Origin of the sequence: Litorivicinus lipolyticus, assembly GCF_009650135.1 — a bacterium.
GTDB classification, from domain to species: Bacteria; Pseudomonadota; Gammaproteobacteria; order Pseudomonadales; family Litorivicinaceae; genus Litorivicinus; species Litorivicinus lipolyticus.
Genome location: NZ_CP045871.1, coordinates 211,647 through 228,372 on the forward strand (window position 1 = coordinate 211,647; position 16,726 = coordinate 228,372).

At 60.9% G+C, this 16,726-nt stretch carries 21 protein-coding genes; 6 read left to right on the forward strand and 15 right to left on the reverse strand.

Going from position 1 to position 16,726, the window contains the following annotated elements; all coding sequences use genetic code 11:
- Positions 1-97: 97 nt before the first annotated feature.
- Both rpoH and trmB read left to right on the forward strand, forming a co-directional pair.
- Complete coding sequence (rpoH, locus tag GH975_RS01070) at positions 98-967, forward strand: RNA polymerase sigma factor RpoH (protein WP_153712728.1); 870 nt, start codon at positions 98-100, stop codon at positions 965-967.
- Between the two features lie 63 nt (positions 968-1,030).
- Positions 1,031-1,702, forward strand: coding sequence for a tRNA (guanosine(46)-N7)-methyltransferase TrmB (trmB, locus tag GH975_RS01075; RefSeq protein ID WP_153712729.1), 672 nt, complete (start codon positions 1,031-1,033; stop codon positions 1,700-1,702).
- Here the strand turns inward: trmB and hemW are convergent.
- Genes hemW through GH975_RS01115 form a run of 8 tightly spaced genes read right to left on the reverse strand, consistent with a single transcriptional unit; the run spans position 1,699 to position 7,607 of the window.
- Positions 1,699-2,814, reverse strand: coding sequence for a radical SAM family heme chaperone HemW (gene hemW / locus GH975_RS01080; RefSeq protein WP_153712730.1), 1,116 nt, complete (start codon positions 2,812-2,814; stop codon positions 1,699-1,701). The genes trmB and hemW overlap by 4 nt on opposite strands.
- Complete coding sequence (gene rdgB / locus GH975_RS01085; RefSeq protein WP_153712731.1) at positions 2,807-3,391, reverse strand: RdgB/HAM1 family non-canonical purine NTP pyrophosphatase; 585 nt, start codon at positions 3,389-3,391, stop codon at positions 2,807-2,809. Before rdgB ends, hemW begins: the two co-directional genes overlap by 8 nt.
- A complete protein-coding gene (locus GH975_RS01090; RefSeq protein WP_153712732.1) occupies positions 3,388-3,819 on the reverse strand; it encodes a DUF4426 domain-containing protein in 432 nt (143 codons plus the stop codon). The genes rdgB and GH975_RS01090 overlap by 4 nt, the downstream gene beginning before the upstream one ends.
- Positions 3,816-4,415: a methionine biosynthesis protein MetW gene (gene metW / locus GH975_RS01095; protein ID WP_153712733.1), complete on the reverse strand. Its 600-nt coding sequence runs from the start codon at positions 4,413-4,415 to the stop codon at positions 3,816-3,818. Before metW ends, GH975_RS01090 begins: the two co-directional genes overlap by 4 nt.
- Positions 4,412-5,506 carry a homoserine O-succinyltransferase MetX gene (gene metX / locus GH975_RS01100; protein WP_153712734.1) on the reverse strand — a complete coding sequence of 365 codons (1,095 nt, stop codon included), beginning with the start codon at positions 5,504-5,506 and terminating at the stop codon, positions 4,412-4,414. Before metX ends, metW begins: the two co-directional genes overlap by 4 nt.
- Positions 5,507-6,088, reverse strand: coding sequence for a YggT family protein (locus GH975_RS01105; protein WP_153712735.1), 582 nt, complete (start codon positions 6,086-6,088; stop codon positions 5,507-5,509).
- 23 nt (positions 6,089-6,111) lie between these two features.
- Positions 6,112-6,912: a pyrroline-5-carboxylate reductase gene (gene proC / locus GH975_RS01110; protein WP_153712736.1), complete on the reverse strand. Its 801-nt coding sequence runs from the start codon at positions 6,910-6,912 to the stop codon at positions 6,112-6,114.
- Complete coding sequence (locus tag GH975_RS01115; protein WP_153712737.1) at positions 6,909-7,607, reverse strand: YggS family pyridoxal phosphate-dependent enzyme; 699 nt, start codon at positions 7,605-7,607, stop codon at positions 6,909-6,911. The genes proC and GH975_RS01115 overlap by 4 nt, the downstream gene beginning before the upstream one ends.
- 31 nt (positions 7,608-7,638) lie before the next feature.
- Here GH975_RS01115 and GH975_RS01120 point away from each other — a divergent pair, with 31 nt between their 5' ends.
- The 3 genes from GH975_RS01120 (at position 7,639) to GH975_RS01130 (ending at position 10,716) form a co-directional block, all read left to right on the forward strand.
- Positions 7,639-8,676 carry a type IV pilus twitching motility protein PilT gene (locus tag GH975_RS01120; protein ID WP_153712738.1) on the forward strand — a complete coding sequence of 346 codons (1,038 nt, stop codon included), beginning with the start codon at positions 7,639-7,641 and terminating at the stop codon, positions 8,674-8,676.
- A 9-nt stretch (positions 8,677-8,685) separates the two neighbouring features.
- Positions 8,686-9,804: a PilT/PilU family type 4a pilus ATPase gene (locus tag GH975_RS01125; RefSeq protein ID WP_153712739.1), complete on the forward strand. Its 1,119-nt coding sequence runs from the start codon at positions 8,686-8,688 to the stop codon at positions 9,802-9,804.
- A 72-nt stretch (positions 9,805-9,876) separates the two neighbouring features.
- Positions 9,877-10,716 (forward strand): MBL fold metallo-hydrolase, encoded by an 840-nt coding sequence (locus GH975_RS01130; protein WP_153712740.1) that lies wholly within the window; start codon positions 9,877-9,879, stop codon positions 10,714-10,716.
- On the opposite strand, the gene GH975_RS01135 is transcribed toward GH975_RS01130, so the two are convergent.
- Genes GH975_RS01135 through GH975_RS01165 form a run of 7 tightly spaced genes read right to left on the reverse strand, consistent with a single transcriptional unit; the run spans position 10,681 to position 16,132 of the window.
- Positions 10,681-11,562 carry an amidohydrolase family protein gene (locus tag GH975_RS01135; RefSeq protein ID WP_153712741.1) on the reverse strand — a complete coding sequence of 294 codons (882 nt, stop codon included), beginning with the start codon at positions 11,560-11,562 and terminating at the stop codon, positions 10,681-10,683. The genes GH975_RS01130 and GH975_RS01135 overlap by 36 nt on opposite strands.
- Positions 11,559-12,527 (reverse strand): aspartate carbamoyltransferase catalytic subunit, encoded by a 969-nt coding sequence (locus GH975_RS01140; RefSeq protein ID WP_153712742.1) that lies wholly within the window; start codon positions 12,525-12,527, stop codon positions 11,559-11,561. The genes GH975_RS01135 and GH975_RS01140 overlap by 4 nt, the downstream gene beginning before the upstream one ends.
- A gap of 43 nt (positions 12,528-12,570) precedes the next feature.
- Positions 12,571-12,984 carry a Holliday junction resolvase RuvX gene (gene ruvX, locus GH975_RS01145; protein ID WP_153712743.1) on the reverse strand — a complete coding sequence of 138 codons (414 nt, stop codon included), beginning with the start codon at positions 12,982-12,984 and terminating at the stop codon, positions 12,571-12,573.
- Positions 12,981-13,535: a YqgE/AlgH family protein gene (locus GH975_RS01150; RefSeq protein ID WP_153712744.1), complete on the reverse strand. Its 555-nt coding sequence runs from the start codon at positions 13,533-13,535 to the stop codon at positions 12,981-12,983. Before GH975_RS01150 ends, ruvX begins: the two co-directional genes overlap by 4 nt.
- On the reverse strand, positions 13,532-14,368 hold the full coding sequence (locus tag GH975_RS01155; protein WP_153712745.1) for a TonB family protein: 837 nt from the start codon (positions 14,366-14,368) through the stop codon (positions 13,532-13,534). Before GH975_RS01155 ends, GH975_RS01150 begins: the two co-directional genes overlap by 4 nt.
- Positions 14,365-15,309 (reverse strand): glutathione synthase, encoded by a 945-nt coding sequence (gene gshB, locus GH975_RS01160; RefSeq protein WP_153712746.1) that lies wholly within the window; start codon positions 15,307-15,309, stop codon positions 14,365-14,367. The genes GH975_RS01155 and gshB overlap by 4 nt, the downstream gene beginning before the upstream one ends.
- Positions 15,310-15,352: 43 nt before the next feature.
- The gene (locus GH975_RS01165; RefSeq protein WP_153712747.1) at positions 15,353-16,132 is read right to left on the reverse strand and encodes a 16S rRNA (uracil(1498)-N(3))-methyltransferase; all 780 of its coding nucleotides are present in this window, start codon (positions 16,130-16,132) and stop codon (positions 15,353-15,355) included.
- Between GH975_RS01165 and GH975_RS01170 the strand changes: the two genes are divergently transcribed.
- On the forward strand, positions 16,131-16,718 hold the full coding sequence (locus tag GH975_RS01170; RefSeq protein ID WP_153712748.1) for a tetratricopeptide repeat protein: 588 nt from the start codon (positions 16,131-16,133) through the stop codon (positions 16,716-16,718). The two genes, GH975_RS01165 and GH975_RS01170, sit on opposite strands and share 2 nt — an antisense overlap.
- Positions 16,719-16,726 lie beyond the last annotated feature (8 nt).

A 16,726-nucleotide genomic window follows, 5' to 3' on the forward strand; every position in this document is an offset into this window, starting at 1 on the left:
GAGTCGGAACTATCCTCGCGCGTGGGGTGTCTATATACTGAATTCAAGACAGTCCCACTCCACCTCAAGGAATGAGGGTCACCTCCGAGAGGAAACTATGGCTACTAAAAGTCTAGCGCCGATCAACTCCATGGTTCCGGGTCAAAACCTGGACGCCTACATCCAATCCTGCAGCGCGATCTCTATTTTGACGGCTGATCAGGAACGTGAACTGGCTGACCGTCTTTACTACGAAGAAGACGTCGAAGCTGCGCGCCAGTTGGTCATGTCGCACCTGCGCTTCGTGATCCACATTGCGCGCTCCTACTCGGGTTACGGCTTGCCCCAGGCCGACCTGATCCAAGAAGGCAACGTTGGCTTGATGAAAGCCGTGCGCCGCTTTAACCCCGAAATGGGTGTGCGGCTGGTGTCATTCGCGGTCCATTGGATCAAAGCGGAAATGCACGAATACATTTTGCGTAACTGGCGCATCGTTAAGGTCGCGACCACCAAGTCCCAGCGTAAAATGTTCTTTAATCTGCGTGGCCAAAAGAAAAAACTGGCGTGGTTTACCGCGGCTGAAGTTAACTCAGTCGCCGAAGACTTGGGCGTAACGCCCGAAGTCGTGCGCCAAATGGAAGGCCGTCTGACCAGCATTGATATGTCGTTTGATGGCTACGATGACGACGACGACGGCCCGGCGTTGGCACCGGCCCAGTACTTAGAAGACAAAATGTCGGACCCTGCCGGTCTGGTGATGTCGGCTGACCGAGCGCTGGATAGCCGCGAAAAACTGCACGGTGCACTGCGTGCGTTAGATGATCGTTCACAGGACATCATCACCCAACGTTGGTTGCTGGACCAGAAATCGACCTTGCACGAGCTTGCGGAGACCTACGGCGTTAGTGCCGAGCGAATTCGTCAGCTTGAAAAGAACGCCATGAAAAAAATTCGCGACGCCATGGGCGAAGACTTCTTAGCGGCGTAAACCGCGAGCGATGTGACAAAGCCGGTGCCTTGGGTGCCGGCTTTTTTTATTGAAAAGGGCCCTATGACCGACAACCAAGAGCTTAGCCACCGCCGTATCCGCTCGTTTGTGGTGCGTGCTGGGCGTATGACCCCCGGCCAGATTCAGGCGCTGGAAACCCATTGGCAGCGCTACGGCTTGGACTTGAACGGCGGCATGATCGATTGGCCGGCCGGGCCGCGCGTGCTTGAACTGGGTTTTGGCATGGGTGCCTCGTTGCTGCAACAGGCGCAGGACGCACCGGACTCGCAGTTTGTCGGCATTGAAGTGCATCCGCCCGGTGTCGGGCGCTTGCTGTCGCAGGCCTCGGACGCGGACGTTGGCAATCTGAGGGTGTTCAAGGACGATGGCATCGAAGTGCTGAACCAGTGCATTGCCGACGCCAGTGTCGATCGTTTCCAGCTGTACTTCCCGGATCCATGGCATAAAAAGCGCCACAACAAACGGCGCATCGTGCAGCCGGCGTTTGCAGCGCAGGTGCGAGCCAAGCTCAAGCCCGGTGGACTGCTGCATATGGCCACCGACTGGGAGCCCTATGCCGAGCACATGTTAGCCGTCATGCAGGCCGCGCCCGGTTATCGCAATACGGTTGCGGACTTCGCGCCGAAACCGGATTGGCGCCCGGTGACCAAGTTTCAGACGCGCGGCGAGAAGCTCGGCCATGGCGTTTGGGACCTGATCTTCGAAGCGATCTAGTCGGGTAAAAACAGTGCCGTGAGGTTGTTCAAAAACAGCCAACCACGGTCACTCGCTTGTAACCGTGTCGGGTGCATCAGCCCAAGCTCGCGGGCGCGTGCCAAGGGCTTTGCAATGGAGGCCAACGACTGGCCTGTTTGGCGGCTAAACTCCGTTTCTTCGCAGCCGGCCCGCAGCCGCAACCGGTTGAGCATGAACTGGAACGCCAGCTCGTCCGCCGCGACCGCTTTGAATGATGCCGCGCGCCCCTGCATATAGGCATCCGGCATGCGCGTTTTTTGGCTGCGCTCGACACCGCCGCTGCGGGTTAACTTGCCATGGGCGCCGGCTCCGATACCCAAGTAATCGTCAAACTGCCAATAGGTCAGGTTGTGCCGCGATGCCCGGCCTTGCTGGCTAAAGGCCGACACCTCGTAATGCTCAAACCCGTGCTCGGCTAACATCGCCCAACCCATGTCTTGGATGTCGGCCAGGTCATCCTCTGGCGGCAGCGGTGGTGGTGCGCTGTAAAAGGCGGTGTTCGGCTCAATCGTCAGCTGGTACCACGACAGGTGAGTCGGGCCAAATGACAGCCCTTCCATCAAGTCAGCGGCGGCGTCGCTGACACGTTGGCCTGGCAGGCCATGCATCAGGTCAATGTTGAAGTTATCGAACCCGGCACTGCGGGCGGCCTCGATGGCGGCGCGCGCCTGGGCGGGGTCGTGGATCCGGCCGAGCGCACTGAGGGCGCCGGCGTGGAAACTTTGGATACCCAACGACAGTCGGTTGACCCCGGCACTGCGAAAGCCGGCGAACTTGCGCGCTTCGCTGGACCCGGGATTGGCTTCCAGGGTGATTTCGACGTCGTCGGCGAACCCCAGTTCGCGGCCCAAACCGTCGATGATCCGACCGATCGCGGTGGGCGAGAACAACGAGGGGGTGCCGCCGCCAAAAAACACCGAGGTGATCGGGCGTGGGCGTTCGACGAACTGCGCATCCTGGGCCAGGTCCGCTAGCAACGCGTCGACGTAGGCGCGCTCTGGGATGTCACTGCGCTCGTGGCTATTAAAGTCGCAGTAGGGGCACTTGCGCTCGCACCACGGCAGGTGCACATAGACGCCAAAATCAGCCAAGTAGCTGGCGCTTTAGGCTGGCTACGGCGAGGGCTCGATGACTGATCGCACTTTTTTCAGCGCCACTGAGTTGGGCTGCGCTGACGTCGAGGCCGTCGGGTTGGAAAATGGGGTCGTAGCCGAAACCGCCGTCGCCGGCCGGGGCGTCCAGCAATTGACCACGCCAGATGCCCTGGGCAATCAGCGGCATGGGGTCGGTGGCGCTTTTGCACACCGCCAACACACAGATGAACTGGGCGGCGCGGTTGTTTTGGCCCTGCATGTCCGCCAGCAGCTTGACCAGATTGCCGCCGTCGTTGCCGTGGGCGCCGGCGTAACGGGCCGAATGAATACCCGGGGCGCCGTCCAAGGCATCGACCGCGATGCCGGAATCATCTGCAAGGGCCGGGCGTCCGGTGGCCGCTGCCACGTGGCGCGCCTTAAGCAGGGCATTTTCGACAAAGCTGAGGCCGGTTTCGTCGGCGCCGGCGACGTCAAAGTCCGACATCGGCCGTGTCTGGATGTTAAATGGCCCCAACAAGCCAGAAAACTCGCGTAATTTGCCGGCATTGCCGCTGGCGATGACCCATTCAATCATTGGCGGTAAAAGGTTTGGTTGAATGTCAGGTCGATCGCTTGGTTGCTGCCGTCCGGAGTCACTTCGATGGTAAAGCGCATGATTTCGTCGTCGCTGATACGAAACGGCGCCAGGTAATAAATCGCATCGCCCTCATCGATGGTCTGGAAGGTCAAATCAAAGGCCTGACCCAGCAAATTTTGGTGGCTGCCGCTGATGCGCGCCGGCACGGTTTTGACCGCGCTTTGCAGGCGGGTGTCGTAGACCGACAGGTTTAACAGCGCCTGGGTTTCCGATCGCACCAAACCATAGGTGCTGGCGATGTCCGGGGTCAGGAAGGTCGATGGGAAGGGTGTCACGCGGACCTCGAAGGGGCCGCGCTTGAACACCTCATCGCTGGCACTGGCGGCGCTTGCCAGTGCGATTAGGATGCTGAATAACCATTTCATCGGGTTTTGCCTCGTACACGGTAAAGCGCCAAATCGCCCAGTAGGTTGGGTCGCAGGCGCGCCAGGGTTTGTCCAAGTCCGGTCCGTGTCATCACTTGGCGTTCGATAATGTCGGCGCCTTGCTCGTGGCATAGGCGCTCGAAATCTTTGAAGGTGGATAGGTGAATGTTGGGGGTGTCATACCACTGGTGCGGCAGCGCTTTACTGACCGGCATGCGACCCAAAATGCCGAGCTGGATGCGGTGGCTGATGTGGGCAAAGTTGGGAAAGGTGATGATCGCTTCTTGACCGATTCGGAGCATTTCGGCCAATGCCAGGTCCGGGCGCTGGGTCGCTTGCAAGGCCTGGGTCATGATCACGGTGTCAAAGGTCTTGTCACCGAACATCGACAGGCCCTCATCCAGGTTTTGTTCGATCGCGTTGACGCCTTTGCTGACCGCGCTGATGATGCAGTCGCGATCAATTTCCAAGCCATAGCCGGTGCAGGCCTTATGGGCCATCAGGTGGGCCATCAAGGTGCCATCGCCACAGCCCAAGTCGAGCACCCGTGCACCGGGTTGTACCCAGTGAATCACTTGCTGCAGGGATGACCTCATGCGCTGACCTCGATCCGGGCCAGGTACTCGCGCACCATGCCCTCGTATTGGGGGTGCGGCAGCAAAAAGCCGTCGTGGCCGTGCTCGGTTGGAATGCAGCAGTAATTCACCGACTTGTCGGCGTCGACCAGCGCGCGCACTAACTCTTCGCTGCGTTCGGGCGTAAAGCGCCAGTCGCTGGAAAAACTGATGACTTGGAAGTGGCAGGTCGCCGCCGCCAATACCTCGGCCAAGGTGCGTTCCCCGGCGGGGTCAAATTCGTCCAACGCGCGCGTCATCAATACATAGGTGTTGGCGTCAAAGCGGTTGGTAAAGGCCTCGCCTTGGTAACGCAGGTAGCTTTCGATTTGGAACAGCTGATCGGCGCCGTGCTGGCGTGCGCGGCCGAACTTACTGCCCAGGCCGGCATCGGAGAGGTAGGTGACGTGCCCGATCATGCGAGCTAAACCCAGCCCAGCCCGCGGCACCGCGGCTTGCTCGACGTAGCGACCGTCGAAAAATTCGGGATCCCGGGTGATCGCCTGGCGGGCGATTTCGTTGAACGCGATGTTTTGCGTGCTCAGCTTGGGGGCCGCGGCAATGACCAAGGCATGGCGCAGCCGATCGGGGTACTGAATCGACCATTGCAGGGCTTGCATGCCGCCTAAGCTGCCGCCGATGACCGCGGCCCATTGCTGGATGCCCAGTCGATCCGCTAGCCGCGCTTGGCTGGTGACCCAGTCGCGCACACAGACGTCGGGGAAATCAGGTCCCCACAGGGCGCCGGTCGCCGGGTTATGGGTGGTCGGCCCGCTGGAGCCACCGCACCCGCCAAGGTTGTTCAGTGACACCACGTAAAATCGGTCGGTATCGATCGGTTTGCCCGGCCCAATGTAGGCATCCCACCAGCCCGGTTTGGCGTCGTCGGGGTGGTGGCGCCCGGCGGCATGGTGATCGCCACTTAGGGCGTGGCAAATCAGCACCGCGTTGTCGCAAGCGGCATTCAGTTCGCCGTAGGTCTCGACGCGCAGGTCGTAACTGTCCAGGCGCGCGCCCTTGACCAACTCCAGTGGCGTGTCGAAATGCAGGTCAAACGGGGTGGACAGCAGCATCTACAGGCCCATAAACAGTGACGTTGGCATCTGTAGCGCGCGTGCCAGACCGGCCAGCACGCTGCCTTGGAACATTTGAATAAGCAAAAACACCACGATCGGTGACAAATCCAACCCGCCCAGGTCGGGCATCACCTTGCGCACCGGCGCCATCAGCGGTTCGGTCAATTGCCATACCAGCTCGGCGCCGGGGTGGTCGGCCTGGGGCGCCACCCACGACAGGATGATCATGATAATCAGGGCAAAGAAAAACAGCTTGATAACCATGCCGATGACCGACAGTAGTGACCACAGCACCAGCATCACCAGTGGCAGCACTTGCCCGTAAACGGCGTAGGCCAGGCCACCGGCGAACAGCGCTTGCAAGGCCACCGCGATGACCAGGGTGTTTAGGCTGATCGGGCCGACATCCGGAATCAGGCGTGCTGTCGGCGCCAGCAGCGGCGCGCTGAGTTTGTTAATGCCCTGACAGATCGGGTTGTAGTAATTGGCCTGGACCGCTTGCAGGACTAATCGCAGGACCAAGAAAAATACGATCAGGCTGAACACGCTATTGAGTGGGCCAATCAGTGCCTGTGACATGAAGTTCTCCTAGCAAAATGGGGTTATGACTGGGCAGCCAGCTCTTGGGCGCGCGCATAGGCGGCTTGCATACCGGCTTGAATGGTCGCATTAAAGTCGCCGTCCTCAAAGCGCTCCAGCGCCGCGGCCGTGGTACCGCCCTTGCTGGTGACGCGCGTGCGCAGCTCGGTTGGGCTGGCGTCCTCGGACAGGGTCATCTGGGCGGCGCCGAGGGCGGTTTGGCACACCAGCTGTTTGGCTGTGTCCGAATCCAGGCCGAGCGCAGTGGCGCCTTGGATCATGGCTTCTATCAGGGCGAAAAAGTAGGCCGGTCCGGAGCCGGAGGCCGCCGTCACGGCATCGATCAACGCTTCGCTTTCGACCCAGCGCGCCACGCCGCCGGCGTTGAATAGCGCGTCAGCGGCACCGCGGCCGGCGTCGCTAACGGCGGCTGTGGCGTACAACCCAGTCGCACCCAGCCCGACCAATGCTGGGGTGTTGGGCATCGCGCGGACCACCGCAACGTCCCCCAGCACACCTTCGAAAAACGCGCACGGCAAGCCAGCACAGATGCTGATCAGGGTTTTGCCGGTGAACTGGCCGGCCAGCGGTGTCAGCACCTCGCGCGCCATTTGTGGTTTGACCGCGATCACCACAACCTCGGCCCAGGCCACGGCGGCGGCGTTGTTGTCATCGGCCGCAACCCCGAGCGCGCGCATGGCGTCAAGGCTGGGCGCGTAGGGGTCGGTGGCGCGAATCGAGGTGGCGGTATGGCCGCTGTTTAACAGGCCTCGAATCAGGGCCGTCGCCATGTTGCCGGCGCCAATAAATGCAATGCGTGTCATAGGGTTTCCTTGGTCGGGCGTGGCCCAAAAATAGCAGTGCCGATGCGAACTTGGGTGGCGCCAGCGGCGACCGCCTCACGCATGTCACCACTCATGCCCATCGACAGTTCAGTCATGCCAAAGTGGCGGTCTTGTAAATCGTGCAGGCACTGGGCCAAGCGCTGGTGTGCCCGCGCCGGGTCCTGTGGATTGGGTTTGGGGATGCTCATCAAACCTTTCAATTGTAAACGCGGGTAGGCGGCGATGGTGTCGGCCAGATCGGCTAACTGATCGATCCGGCAGCCGGCTTTTTGTGGTTCGTCGTCGATGTTGACCTGGATCAGTACTTTCAAGGGCGCCATCTGGGCGGGGCGCTGATCGTTCAAGCGTTGGGCGATCTTGGCCCGGTCCAGTGTATGCACCCAATCAAAGTGCGCGGCGATGTCCGCGGTCTTGTTCGACTGGATGGCGCCGATGTAGTGCCACTGGCAGCCCGGACCCAGCGTTTCGATCTTTTCGAGCGCTTCGCTTAAGTAGTTTTCGCCCAGCGCCAAGGCCTGACCCTGTACCAAGGGGGCGAGTCGGGCGGCGCTTTGCGTTTTGCTGACTACTATTAGAGAGCATGAATCCGGATCTCGCCCGGCTGCGCTGAGTGCGTCGGCGAGCTGAGATTGGACCTGCTCGAGCCGGTGTTGGTCGGTGTCGGTGGGGTTCATGGCGCAAACATACCACAAGGCACTAAACGTTATGGATATCACAGAGTTATTGGCCTTTAGCGCCAAACAGAAGGCCTCGGATTTACACCTGTCGGCGGGTTTGCCGCCGATGATTCGGGTGGACGGTGATGTCCGGCGTATCAATGTGCCTGAACTTGACCATAAAACCGTGCATGGGCTGATTTACGACATCATGAACGACAAGCAACGACGTGACTTTGAAGAGAAGCTGGAAACAGACTTTTCGTTTGAAGTGCCCGGTGTGGCGCGTTTTCGTGTCAACGCCTTTAATCAAAACCGTGGCGCGGCGGCGGTGTTCCGGACCATTCCAACCGAAATTTTGAGTATGGAAGCGCTCGGCATGGGGCAGGTGTTCCGCAACTTGTCGGACAAACCGCGGGGTTTGGTGCTGGTGACCGGCCCGACCGGTTCGGGCAAGTCGACCACGCTGGCGGCCATGGTGGACTACATCAACGAGACCCGAAACGATCACATCTTGACGATCGAAGATCCGATCGAGTTTGTGCACCCGTCGAAAAAATCCCTGGTCAACCAGCGTGAAGTCCACCGCGACACCCATGGGTTTAGCGACGCCCTGCGCAGCGCCCTGCGCGAAGACCCGGACGTGATTTTGGTCGGCGAGATGCGTGATTTAGAAACCATTAGCTTGGCGCTGACGGCGGCTGAAACTGGCCACCTGGTGTTCGGCACGCTGCACACTACCAGTGCCGCCAAAACGATCGACCGTATTATCGACGTCTTCCCGGCGGCCGAGAAAGACATGGTCCGCTCGATGCTGTCCGAATCCTTGCAAGGCGTGATCAGCCAAACGCTATTGAAAAAGAATGGCGGCGGCCGGGTCGCGGCCCATGAAATCATGATGGGTACACCGGCGATTCGTAACCTGATACGCGAGGACAAGGTCGCGCAAATGGTCAGTGCGATCCAAACCGGCAGCTCGATGGGCATGGTTACCTTGGATCAGTCCCTACAGACCCTGGTCGATAAGGGGGTGGTCTCTAAAGAGGTTGCCCGGACCAAGGCATCCCGCCCCGATACGTTTAATTAGGACATCGCTGTGAAAACTGCTTTCCATCAATTGTTGGTCGAAATGGGGCGCCTGGGGGCGTCGGATTTGTTTCTGTCGGTTGGCGCGCCGCCGTCGCTGAAAATTAACGGCCGCATGGTCCAGGTGGGCGATCAGGTGATGCAGAGCCCTGCGCTGTTGGAGATGATTCACGATGTTATTCCGGCGCCAGCCAAGCGCCGGTTCGAGGCTGAGCGAGAGGCCAACTTTGCCTTTGCCCCGGACGGATTGCCGCGCTTTAGGGCGAATGCGTTTTTTCAGCGCAATACGCCAAGCATGGTGATTCGCCAAATTCGTGCCGACGTGCCAACCCGAATGGAGTTGGGGCTGCCGCCGATTATTGACGAGCTGTCGCTGTTAAAACGCGGCATTGTGTTCGTGGTCGGTGCCACCGGCACTGGTAAGTCGACTACGCTGGCGAGCATGGTTCATCAGCGCAACCTGTTTGGGTCCGGGCACATCATCACGGTCGAGGATCCGATCGAATTTACCCACAAACACGGCGGTTGCATCGTCACCCAGCGCGAAGTGGGGGTCGATACCGACTCGTTCGAGGCGGCGCTGACCAACACGCTGCGCCAGGCCCCGGACTGCATTGTGATTGGCGAAATTCGTTCGAAGGAAACCATGCAACAGGCGATTACCTTTGCCGAAACCGGGCACCTGTGTCTGGCGACCTTGCACGCCAACAATGCCAACCAGGCGATCGAGCGGATCCTGCACTTTTTCCCCAGCGACGAGCACGACCGGATTCGCTTGGATTTGTCGCTAAACCTAAAAGCCATTGTCGCCCAGCAACTGATGCCCAACGTCAATCGCAACGGCATGGCGCTGGCCTGTGAAGTGCTGCTGAATTCGCCGCTGGTCAGCGAAAAAATCCGTACCAACGAGATTCATGTGTTGAAAGCGATCATGGCCAAGGGTGGCAATGAGGGCATGCAGACCTTTGATCAGTCGCTGTTCCAGCTCTACCGAGACCAGCGCATCAGCTACGAGTCGGCGCTGTCGCACGCGGACAGCGTCAATGATTTGCGTCTGAAAATTAAACTCAGTCGGGGCAGTGCGCCGACCGGGGAGGGCGAGTTTGCGCGCGCCGGATTGAAGGACTAAAAAGCGGGCCCCAGGTCACTGCGACGCGATTTGCGGTGGACAAATGCGGCGCGGGCGTCTGTAATTCTGTGTATGAGTAATCATCAGATCGCCTTTTGGGGGACCCGCGGGTCAATTCCCCGCAGCGGCAAAGCCTTTCAGCGTTACGGCGGTGCGACCTCGTGTGTCGAGTTAATCGGCGATGGCGAATCGCTGATATTTGATGCCGGCAGCGGCATCGTCGAGGCCGGTGACGCGGGCTTGGCGCGCGGCCAGCGCACTTTTCATGTGCTGTTATCGCACCTGCACTTTGACCATATTATGGGGTTGCCGTTCTTTCAGCCGCTGTGGCGGGCGGACTGTGAGGTTCACCTGTACGTCGGCAACCTGTGGCCGAATCGCCTGGTCGATGCGCTGGATGACTTGATGCGGGCGCCGTTCTTTCCGGTTACCCCGGGGGCGTTTCGATGCCAGCTTCGGACCCACGATTTTGAGGCCGGCGCGGCGCTGCAGGTGGCGGGCATTGATATTCAGACGCTGGCGCTGACGCACCCGCAAGGGGCCACGGGTTATCGAGCCCAGGCCCGCGGCGGCGACGTCTGTTACATCACCGACATCGAACCGGATGCGGCCATGCAGGCGCGGTTGCAGTCATTTGTGCGCGACGCCGAGGTGATGCTGTACGACTGCACCTTTGATGACGACGAATTTCAGCCGGATCATGGTCATTCGACCTGGCAAAAGTGTTTGGCGGTCGCCGCCAATGCCGGCGTCGCGACGCCGGTGATCTATCACCATCACCCGCGTGCGGACGACGACGCCATGGACCGTATTGCGGATGCCGCGATGGCGATTAACCCTAATGTCTGCATGGCACGCGATGGTTTGCGCTGGACCCTAGAGTCCGAGCAGGCTGCGCGGCACGCGGTTTAACGCCTGTTCGACGCGGGCGCCGGATAGGGCGCCTTGGCGGATCAGTCCATTGACCCCATCGCGCCACAGCGCCAGTGTTTCCGTGCCCGGTTTGGCTTGGGCAAAGGGCAGTCGCTTGTCGGCCACCGGCCAGGGCGTGTGGTCGCTGACAATGGCGTCGATAACGCCGGATTCAACACCGGCAATCAGCGCCTGGCGGTCTTCGTCGCTGCGCAGCACCGGCTGCAGTCGGTAGTTAAAGTCGTAGCCTTCAATCTGCCGCTCGTCCCACATCAGGTGAGTAATCGCCACGTCACAGGTCACGTCCAAGCCTTCGTGTTTAGCGCGTGCCATCAGGCGCACGGATTCGGCACTGGATAGGCGCCCCATGTGGGCGGTCACGCCGGTCTCGGCGACCAACTGCAGGTCGCGCGCCAGGGCGATGGTTTCGGCCGCGCTGGGCTGGGTTTCCAAGCCGAGGCGCTGGGCCACCGCGCCGTCGTGGGCGACGCCCAAGCCCAGCACCGGGTCCAGCGGCGATAGAAACACCCGCAGCCCCAGGCTTTTGGCATAGCGCATGGCGTTTAGTTGGACTCGGGTATTCTTCCAAGGCGCGTAGCCTTGACCAACGCCAACCGCACCGCCGCGTTGCAGTCGGGCCATTTCGGCCAACTGCTCGCCATCCAAATTGGCCGTCATCGGTGCCAACGAGCGCACCGCGAGGCTGCCGTTTTGCGCGCCCACGGCTTCGTCCGGCGGCGTCAATAACCCCTTGACGCCGCAGCGCTCGGCGAGCGCCAGTGTGTGGCCCGGTTGTGGCCCCAGTCGGCACGCCAGGTCGTAAAAATCCAGGTCCAGTATGCTCATGCCAGTGCCTCCATCTTGACGCCCATGACCATCGACAGCACCGCCATGCGAATCGCGATGCCGTTGGTGACCTGGTCCAAAATGACGCTGCGCTCGCTGTCCGCCAGCGCACTGTCCAGCTCGACTCCGCGGTTGATCGGCCCTGGGTGCATCACAATGGCGCCGGGCGCAGCCCAGGCCAGGCGATCCAAGGTCATGCCGTAGCTGTCGTGGAACTCGGCTTCGGAGGGCAGTAAGCCCGCGTCCATGCGCTCGTTTTGCAGGCGCAGACAAATCACCACATCGACCCCTTCGATCCCCGGCCGCAGCTGATCAAACAGCGTGCCGGCCAGTCCTTGGCGCGGCAATAGCGTGCCCGGGCCAACCAGCCGTATGTCACGGCAGCCGAGGCCGGCGAGGGCGTGAACCTGTGAGCGCACCACGCGGGAGTGGCGAATGTCGCCGATGATCGCGACTTTAAGGTTGGCGAACTCCCCCTTGTGTTTGCGGATGGTGAACATGTCCAACATGGCCTGGGTGGGGTGGGCGTGCAAACCGTCCCCCGCATTGACGATGGCCAGGTTTGGGGTGCAGTGCTGGGCGATGAAATGCGGCGCACCGCTTTGATTGTGGCGCACTACAAACAGGTCCGCGCCCATGGCCTCAAGGTTTTTTAGGGTGTCCAGCAGGCTTTCGCCCTTGGCCGTGGCCGAGGTCGAAATGTCGAGGTTAACGACGTCGGCGCTCAGGCTTTTTGCGGCGATCTCGAAGGTGGTGCGGGTGCGGGTCGAGTTTTCGAAGAACAGGTTAACAATGGATTTGCCTTTCAGCAGCGGCAGCTTGCGCAGGTCGCGCGGGGTGTCACCCAAAAATTGCGCCGCCCGATCCATGATTTCGGTCATTAGGCTGGCGGGTAGGCCCTCGGTGGTCAAAAAATGTCGGAGCCGGCCATCCGGTGTCAGTTGCAGTTCGGCGGTCGAGGGCATCCGGAGGTCCTTGCAGGCAGATAAGGTGCGCGCAGTTTACTCCCTAGGGCGCGTGTTGCAAAAACTGATTTAGGATGACGCACGCGGCGGCGGTATCGAGTGCGCCGTCGTGCTCAATATCGGTGCCGTGGCGCGCGGTCAGTCCACGCGCTTCTTGGGTGCTCAGGCGCTCGTCGACCAAATGCGCGGTCAGGTGAAAGCGGCCATGCAGGCGTTTAGCGAACTTGCGCGCCCGCACCGTGATGGGGTTGTCGCTGCCGTCCATATTGATCGGCAACCCCACCACCAATGCGGCCGGCTGCCACTCGCTGATCAGGGCACCGATGTGCTCCCAGTTGGGGGTGCCGTTGCGCGCTTTCAGGACCGTCAGTGGTGACGCTGTGCGGGTCAGGGTCTGGCCGGTGGCGACGCCGATCCGAGTCAGTCCGTAGTCAAACGCCAGGTATAAATCGCTCATGCGTGGCCCGGCGTTGCGCTCAGCTGGTTCCAGCTAAAGCCGAGGCTGGCGACCGTGCGTTCAAGCAAGCTGTCGCGCGGCGTGCTGAACGCCAGATCCGCGCGGTAGGGCGCCGCAAGCCATGAGTTGTCGCGAACTTCCTGGGCCAGTTGGTCCGCGTCCCAGCCGCTGTAGCCGAGCACAAAAAGGGCCTCGCCACTAATCAGATGCGGCGTGTAGGCGACCAGATCCGACGTGTGGGTGTTGATGTACAGCCCGTCGGTGGCTTCGGAGCATTGGCCTAATGCATGTCGGGACAGGATAAAACCGCGCTGGGTTTCAACCGGCCCGCCGAGTAACGCAAAGATATCACTCAGGGCGTCGGTGACCGCCAGGTCCATGTCGCGAAACAGGGTTAGCAGGCTGAAATCCGAGGGTTTGTTGAGGGCAAACCCGAGGGCGCCGTTGCGGTCGTGTTCGCACATGACGATGACGCTGCGTTCAAAGAAGCCGCCGGTCAGGCCGGGCATGGAAATCAAAAATTGACCGCGAAGGTCGAAGGGGTGCGTCATCGCGCTAGGGTAGGTCCCCCTAGGCGGAATTGCCAGACACGGGTGATGGTAATTCGCTCAAGTCGGGCGCGCATGGCGTCCGGGAATGGGTCAAACGGTGAGGCGCTGGCGAGGATCTCACGGGCCGCTTTGTCGACCGCCAGGTCACCGCTGGAGTGGACAATGTGCTGGGACATCAGTTCGCCGCGCGCATTCAAGGTCGCGCTGACTTCGACGGATCCGGTTAAGCCTGCGTCTTGCAGGTAGCGCCGTGTGCCGATGGTTTCGATGCGCTGGCGCCAGCGGTTAATGTACCCGGCCTGAGCGCTTTTGAAGGTCGCGACCTGTTGGCTATCGGCGTCGCCCATGCCACGCAGTTGCTCGGATAACAGGTCGTAGTCGGCCAGCACTTTTTGCTCGGCCTGGCTTTTGGCGGCGGTTTCGGCTTGGCTGTAAACCATCCACAGGTCGCCGGCACCGGTTTGGGTTTCAGCGTCGCCGGCGCGGGCCATGACACCGGCACTTTGCGCGCGGTCCGCGCCGCGATCACGACCATCAATATCGGTCGCCTCGGCGTCGGGTTCGGCGTCGCGGCCAATGTCGCCGCTGCGTAGGCGCTGATGGGTGGTCAGCTCGCCGCCACCGAGCTGTTGGGTGATCGACTGGAAACTGGCGTCATCGGGTCGTTGGTCGTGGCTGGGGTTGGCAATGGTAACGGCCATGTCGGCCCAGCGCAGGCTTTGAGCCGGCTTTGGATCGACCAAAAAGGGTACAATTAATGCGGCATGGGCGAGCGCGGCGATGCCCAGCCCGGCCCAGAGTGCTTTGTCAGTGTGCTCGATACTTAGGGTCACAGCAGTCCTGTTACCACCTCCAATAAATCACTCGCCAGGTCGCTGCCGGTGGCCGCATCGATCTCGCGCATGCACGTCGGCGAGGTCACATTGATTTCAGTCACTCGGTCGCCGATCACGTCCAGACCTACTAAATATAGTCCGCGTTCGCGAAGGTGCGGGCCAATGGTATTAGCCAGCGCGCGATCGCTGTCCGACAGGGGCTGGGTGACGCCACGGCCGCCGGCTGCGAGATTGCCGCGGGTCTCGCCTTGGCTGGGGATGCGGGCGAGGCAATGATCCGCCGGTTCGCCGTTAATCATCAGGATGCGTTTGTCACCCTCGACAATCGCCGGCAGGTATTTTTGCACCATGATGCTGTGGCGACCGCTGTCGGTCAGGCTTTCGATGACCGCACCCAGGTTCATGCCGTCCGCGCCAATGCGGAAAATTCCGCGTCCGCCCATGCCGTCCAGCGGCTTGAAGATGACGTCGCCGTGGTCTGCGTAAAATGCGCGCAGCTGGTCTTCGTTGCGGCTGACCAGCGTCGGCGCCATCAGGTCGGGGAACCAGGTCGCGAACAGTTTTTCATTGCAGTCGCGCACCGAGCTTGGGCGGTTGATGACTTTGACGCCCTGATTTTCTGCGATGTCCAGGATTTGGGTGGCGTACAGGTACTCGCTGTCAAACGGCGGGTCGGTTCGAATAAACAGCAGGTCCAGGTTACCCAGCGGCTTAAAGCTGGCGTCGCCGAGGGTATAAAAATCTTCGTTTTGGTCGCGCACGGTTAATGTCGCGCTGCGGCCGATGGCGATGCCGCGATCCAGCGACAGGTCCGCCGGGGTCAGGTAGTGCAGTGTGGCGCCGCGTTTTTGGGCCGCCAACAGGATGGCGAACGAAGTATCTTTATAGGGTTTGATGCCCTCGATCGGGTCCATCAAAATGCCAATGTTGAGGCTCACGCGCGGCTCCTAGCCTAAGGTAGTGGAGCGAGCAGAATACACCCTAGCCGAGGTCTCCGTAACGGCTTTGACAGAGGCTTGCGACGGTAACGGCTGCGGTTTCCGCGCGCAGTATGCGTGACCCCAGGCCAATGCCCTGATAACCCTGGGCTTGGGCCCATGCGATTTCGTCGTCGCTGAGCCCGCCCTCGGGCCCGATCAGCGCGCGCAGCGAACCGGGGCACTGGCTGGGCCAGGCCTGGCCCTGACCGGGTGCCAACACCAGCCCCAGAGTCGGCGCGGTGATGCTTGCCAACTCGGTGAGTTCAGACAGCGGTAAAAGCTGAGGCAGCACGGCGCGTTTGGACTGTTCGCAGGCGCTGACAATGATGCTGTGCCAGCGCGCCTCGCGCTTGCTGTGGCGCTCGGCGGACAGGCGCGCTTCGCTGCGCTCGCTGATAATCGGTTGAATACGTCGCGCGCCCAGCTCGGTGGCTTTCTGCAGCGCCCACTCGAAGCGCTCGCCTTTGGTCACCGACAATTCCAAGGTCAGGTCCAGCGGGCTTTCGTTGTCGACCCTAAGCACCGGTTCAAGCGCCAGAGTCAGGTCGCGCCGGCCGCGCTCGCTGACGCTGGCGGGCCACACGCTGCCGCTGCCATCGAACAATTCAAGGTGTTGGCCTGGCTTCACCCGCAGCACATTGAGCAAATAGTGAGCGTCATCGCCGCTCAGTGTTAGGGCGCTACTGTGCTGGGGGGCAGAGTGTGTAAAGATTCGAGGAATTCGGTTCATGCGCGAAACCTGCCACTGTGCCGGCATAAAAACAACACGGAGAAACCTCATGCGATTGTTAATGGCGCTGTTGATGACGGCCAGCGTGTCGGTTCATGCTGATTTGGGCGAGTTGATTCAAGCCTATGACCAAACCAGCTGGCAGACCCAAGATGCGGGCGCCAAGTTGAGCGAGTTAGAAGGCCATTTGGCGGCCGTCAACGCGATGGACGACTCCAGTGAAGTGTTGATGTGGCGCGGCGCAATCGGCGCGTCGGTGGCACGTGAAAAAGGCGGCGTCGGCGCGCTCGGTGCGATCAAGGCAGCCAAGAAATCTCTGCTGGCATCGCTGGAGGCGGACGGACAAAACCATATGGCACGCGCCATTTTGGCCAATTTGTTGGCCAAGGCGCCGGGCTGGCCGCTGTCGGTCGGTAATAAAAAAGAAGCCGCGGCGCTGTTTCAATCGGTCCTCAAGGCACAGCCAGACAACCTCATTGCGTTGCAGGGCTTTGGCGATCTGATGTTGGCCAAAAAGCAGCCGGACGAAGCCCGCGGTTACTATGCCGCGGCATTGCAGGCGGCGCCGCGTGTCGGTCGTGAGATGGCTGACATAGCCCGCCAGACCCAGATCAAAGCGCAGCTTGATGCACTCTAAGGTTGGCC

What these genes read in the sequence shown, in the direction of transcription:
- rpoH (WP_153712728.1), top strand. Translation starts at nt 98, where the DNA reads ATGGCTACTAAAAGTCTAGCGCCGATCAACTCCATGGTTCCGGGTCAA.
- trmB (WP_153712729.1), top strand. Translation starts at nt 1,031, where the DNA reads ATGACCGACAACCAAGAGCTTAGCCACCGCCGTATCCGCTCGTTTGTG.
- rdgB (WP_153712731.1), bottom strand. Translation starts at nt 3,391, where the DNA reads ATGATTGAATGGGTCATCGCCAGCGGCAATGCCGGCAAATTACGCGAG.
- GH975_RS01090 (WP_153712732.1), bottom strand. Translation starts at nt 3,819, where the DNA reads ATGAAATGGTTATTCAGCATCCTAATCGCACTGGCAAGCGCCGCCAGT.
- metW (WP_153712733.1), bottom strand. Translation starts at nt 4,415, where the DNA reads ATGAGGTCATCCCTGCAGCAAGTGATTCACTGGGTACAACCCGGTGCA.
- metX (WP_153712734.1), bottom strand. Translation starts at nt 5,506, where the DNA reads ATGCTGCTGTCCACCCCGTTTGACCTGCATTTCGACACGCCACTGGAG.
- GH975_RS01105 (WP_153712735.1), bottom strand. Translation starts at nt 6,088, where the DNA reads ATGTCACAGGCACTGATTGGCCCACTCAATAGCGTGTTCAGCCTGATC.
- proC (WP_153712736.1), bottom strand. Translation starts at nt 6,912, where the DNA reads ATGACACGCATTGCATTTATTGGCGCCGGCAACATGGCGACGGCCCTG.
- GH975_RS01115 (WP_153712737.1), bottom strand. Translation starts at nt 7,607, where the DNA reads ATGAACCCCACCGACACCGACCAACACCGGCTCGAGCAGGTCCAATCT.
- GH975_RS01120 (WP_153712738.1), top strand. Translation starts at nt 7,639, where the DNA reads ATGGATATCACAGAGTTATTGGCCTTTAGCGCCAAACAGAAGGCCTCG.
- GH975_RS01130 (WP_153712740.1), top strand. Translation starts at nt 9,877, where the DNA reads ATGAGTAATCATCAGATCGCCTTTTGGGGGACCCGCGGGTCAATTCCC.
- GH975_RS01135 (WP_153712741.1), bottom strand. Translation starts at nt 11,562, where the DNA reads ATGAGCATACTGGACCTGGATTTTTACGACCTGGCGTGCCGACTGGGG.
- GH975_RS01140 (WP_153712742.1), bottom strand. Translation starts at nt 12,527, where the DNA reads ATGCCCTCGACCGCCGAACTGCAACTGACACCGGATGGCCGGCTCCGA.
- ruvX (WP_153712743.1), bottom strand. Translation starts at nt 12,984, where the DNA reads ATGAGCGATTTATACCTGGCGTTTGACTACGGACTGACTCGGATCGGC.
- GH975_RS01150 (WP_153712744.1), bottom strand. Translation starts at nt 13,535, where the DNA reads ATGACGCACCCCTTCGACCTTCGCGGTCAATTTTTGATTTCCATGCCC.
- GH975_RS01170 (WP_153712748.1), top strand. Translation starts at nt 16,131, where the DNA reads ATGCGATTGTTAATGGCGCTGTTGATGACGGCCAGCGTGTCGGTTCAT.
- GH975_RS01165 (WP_153712747.1), bottom strand. Translation starts at nt 16,132, where the DNA reads ATGAGGTTTCTCCGTGTTGTTTTTATGCCGGCACAGTGGCAGGTTTCG.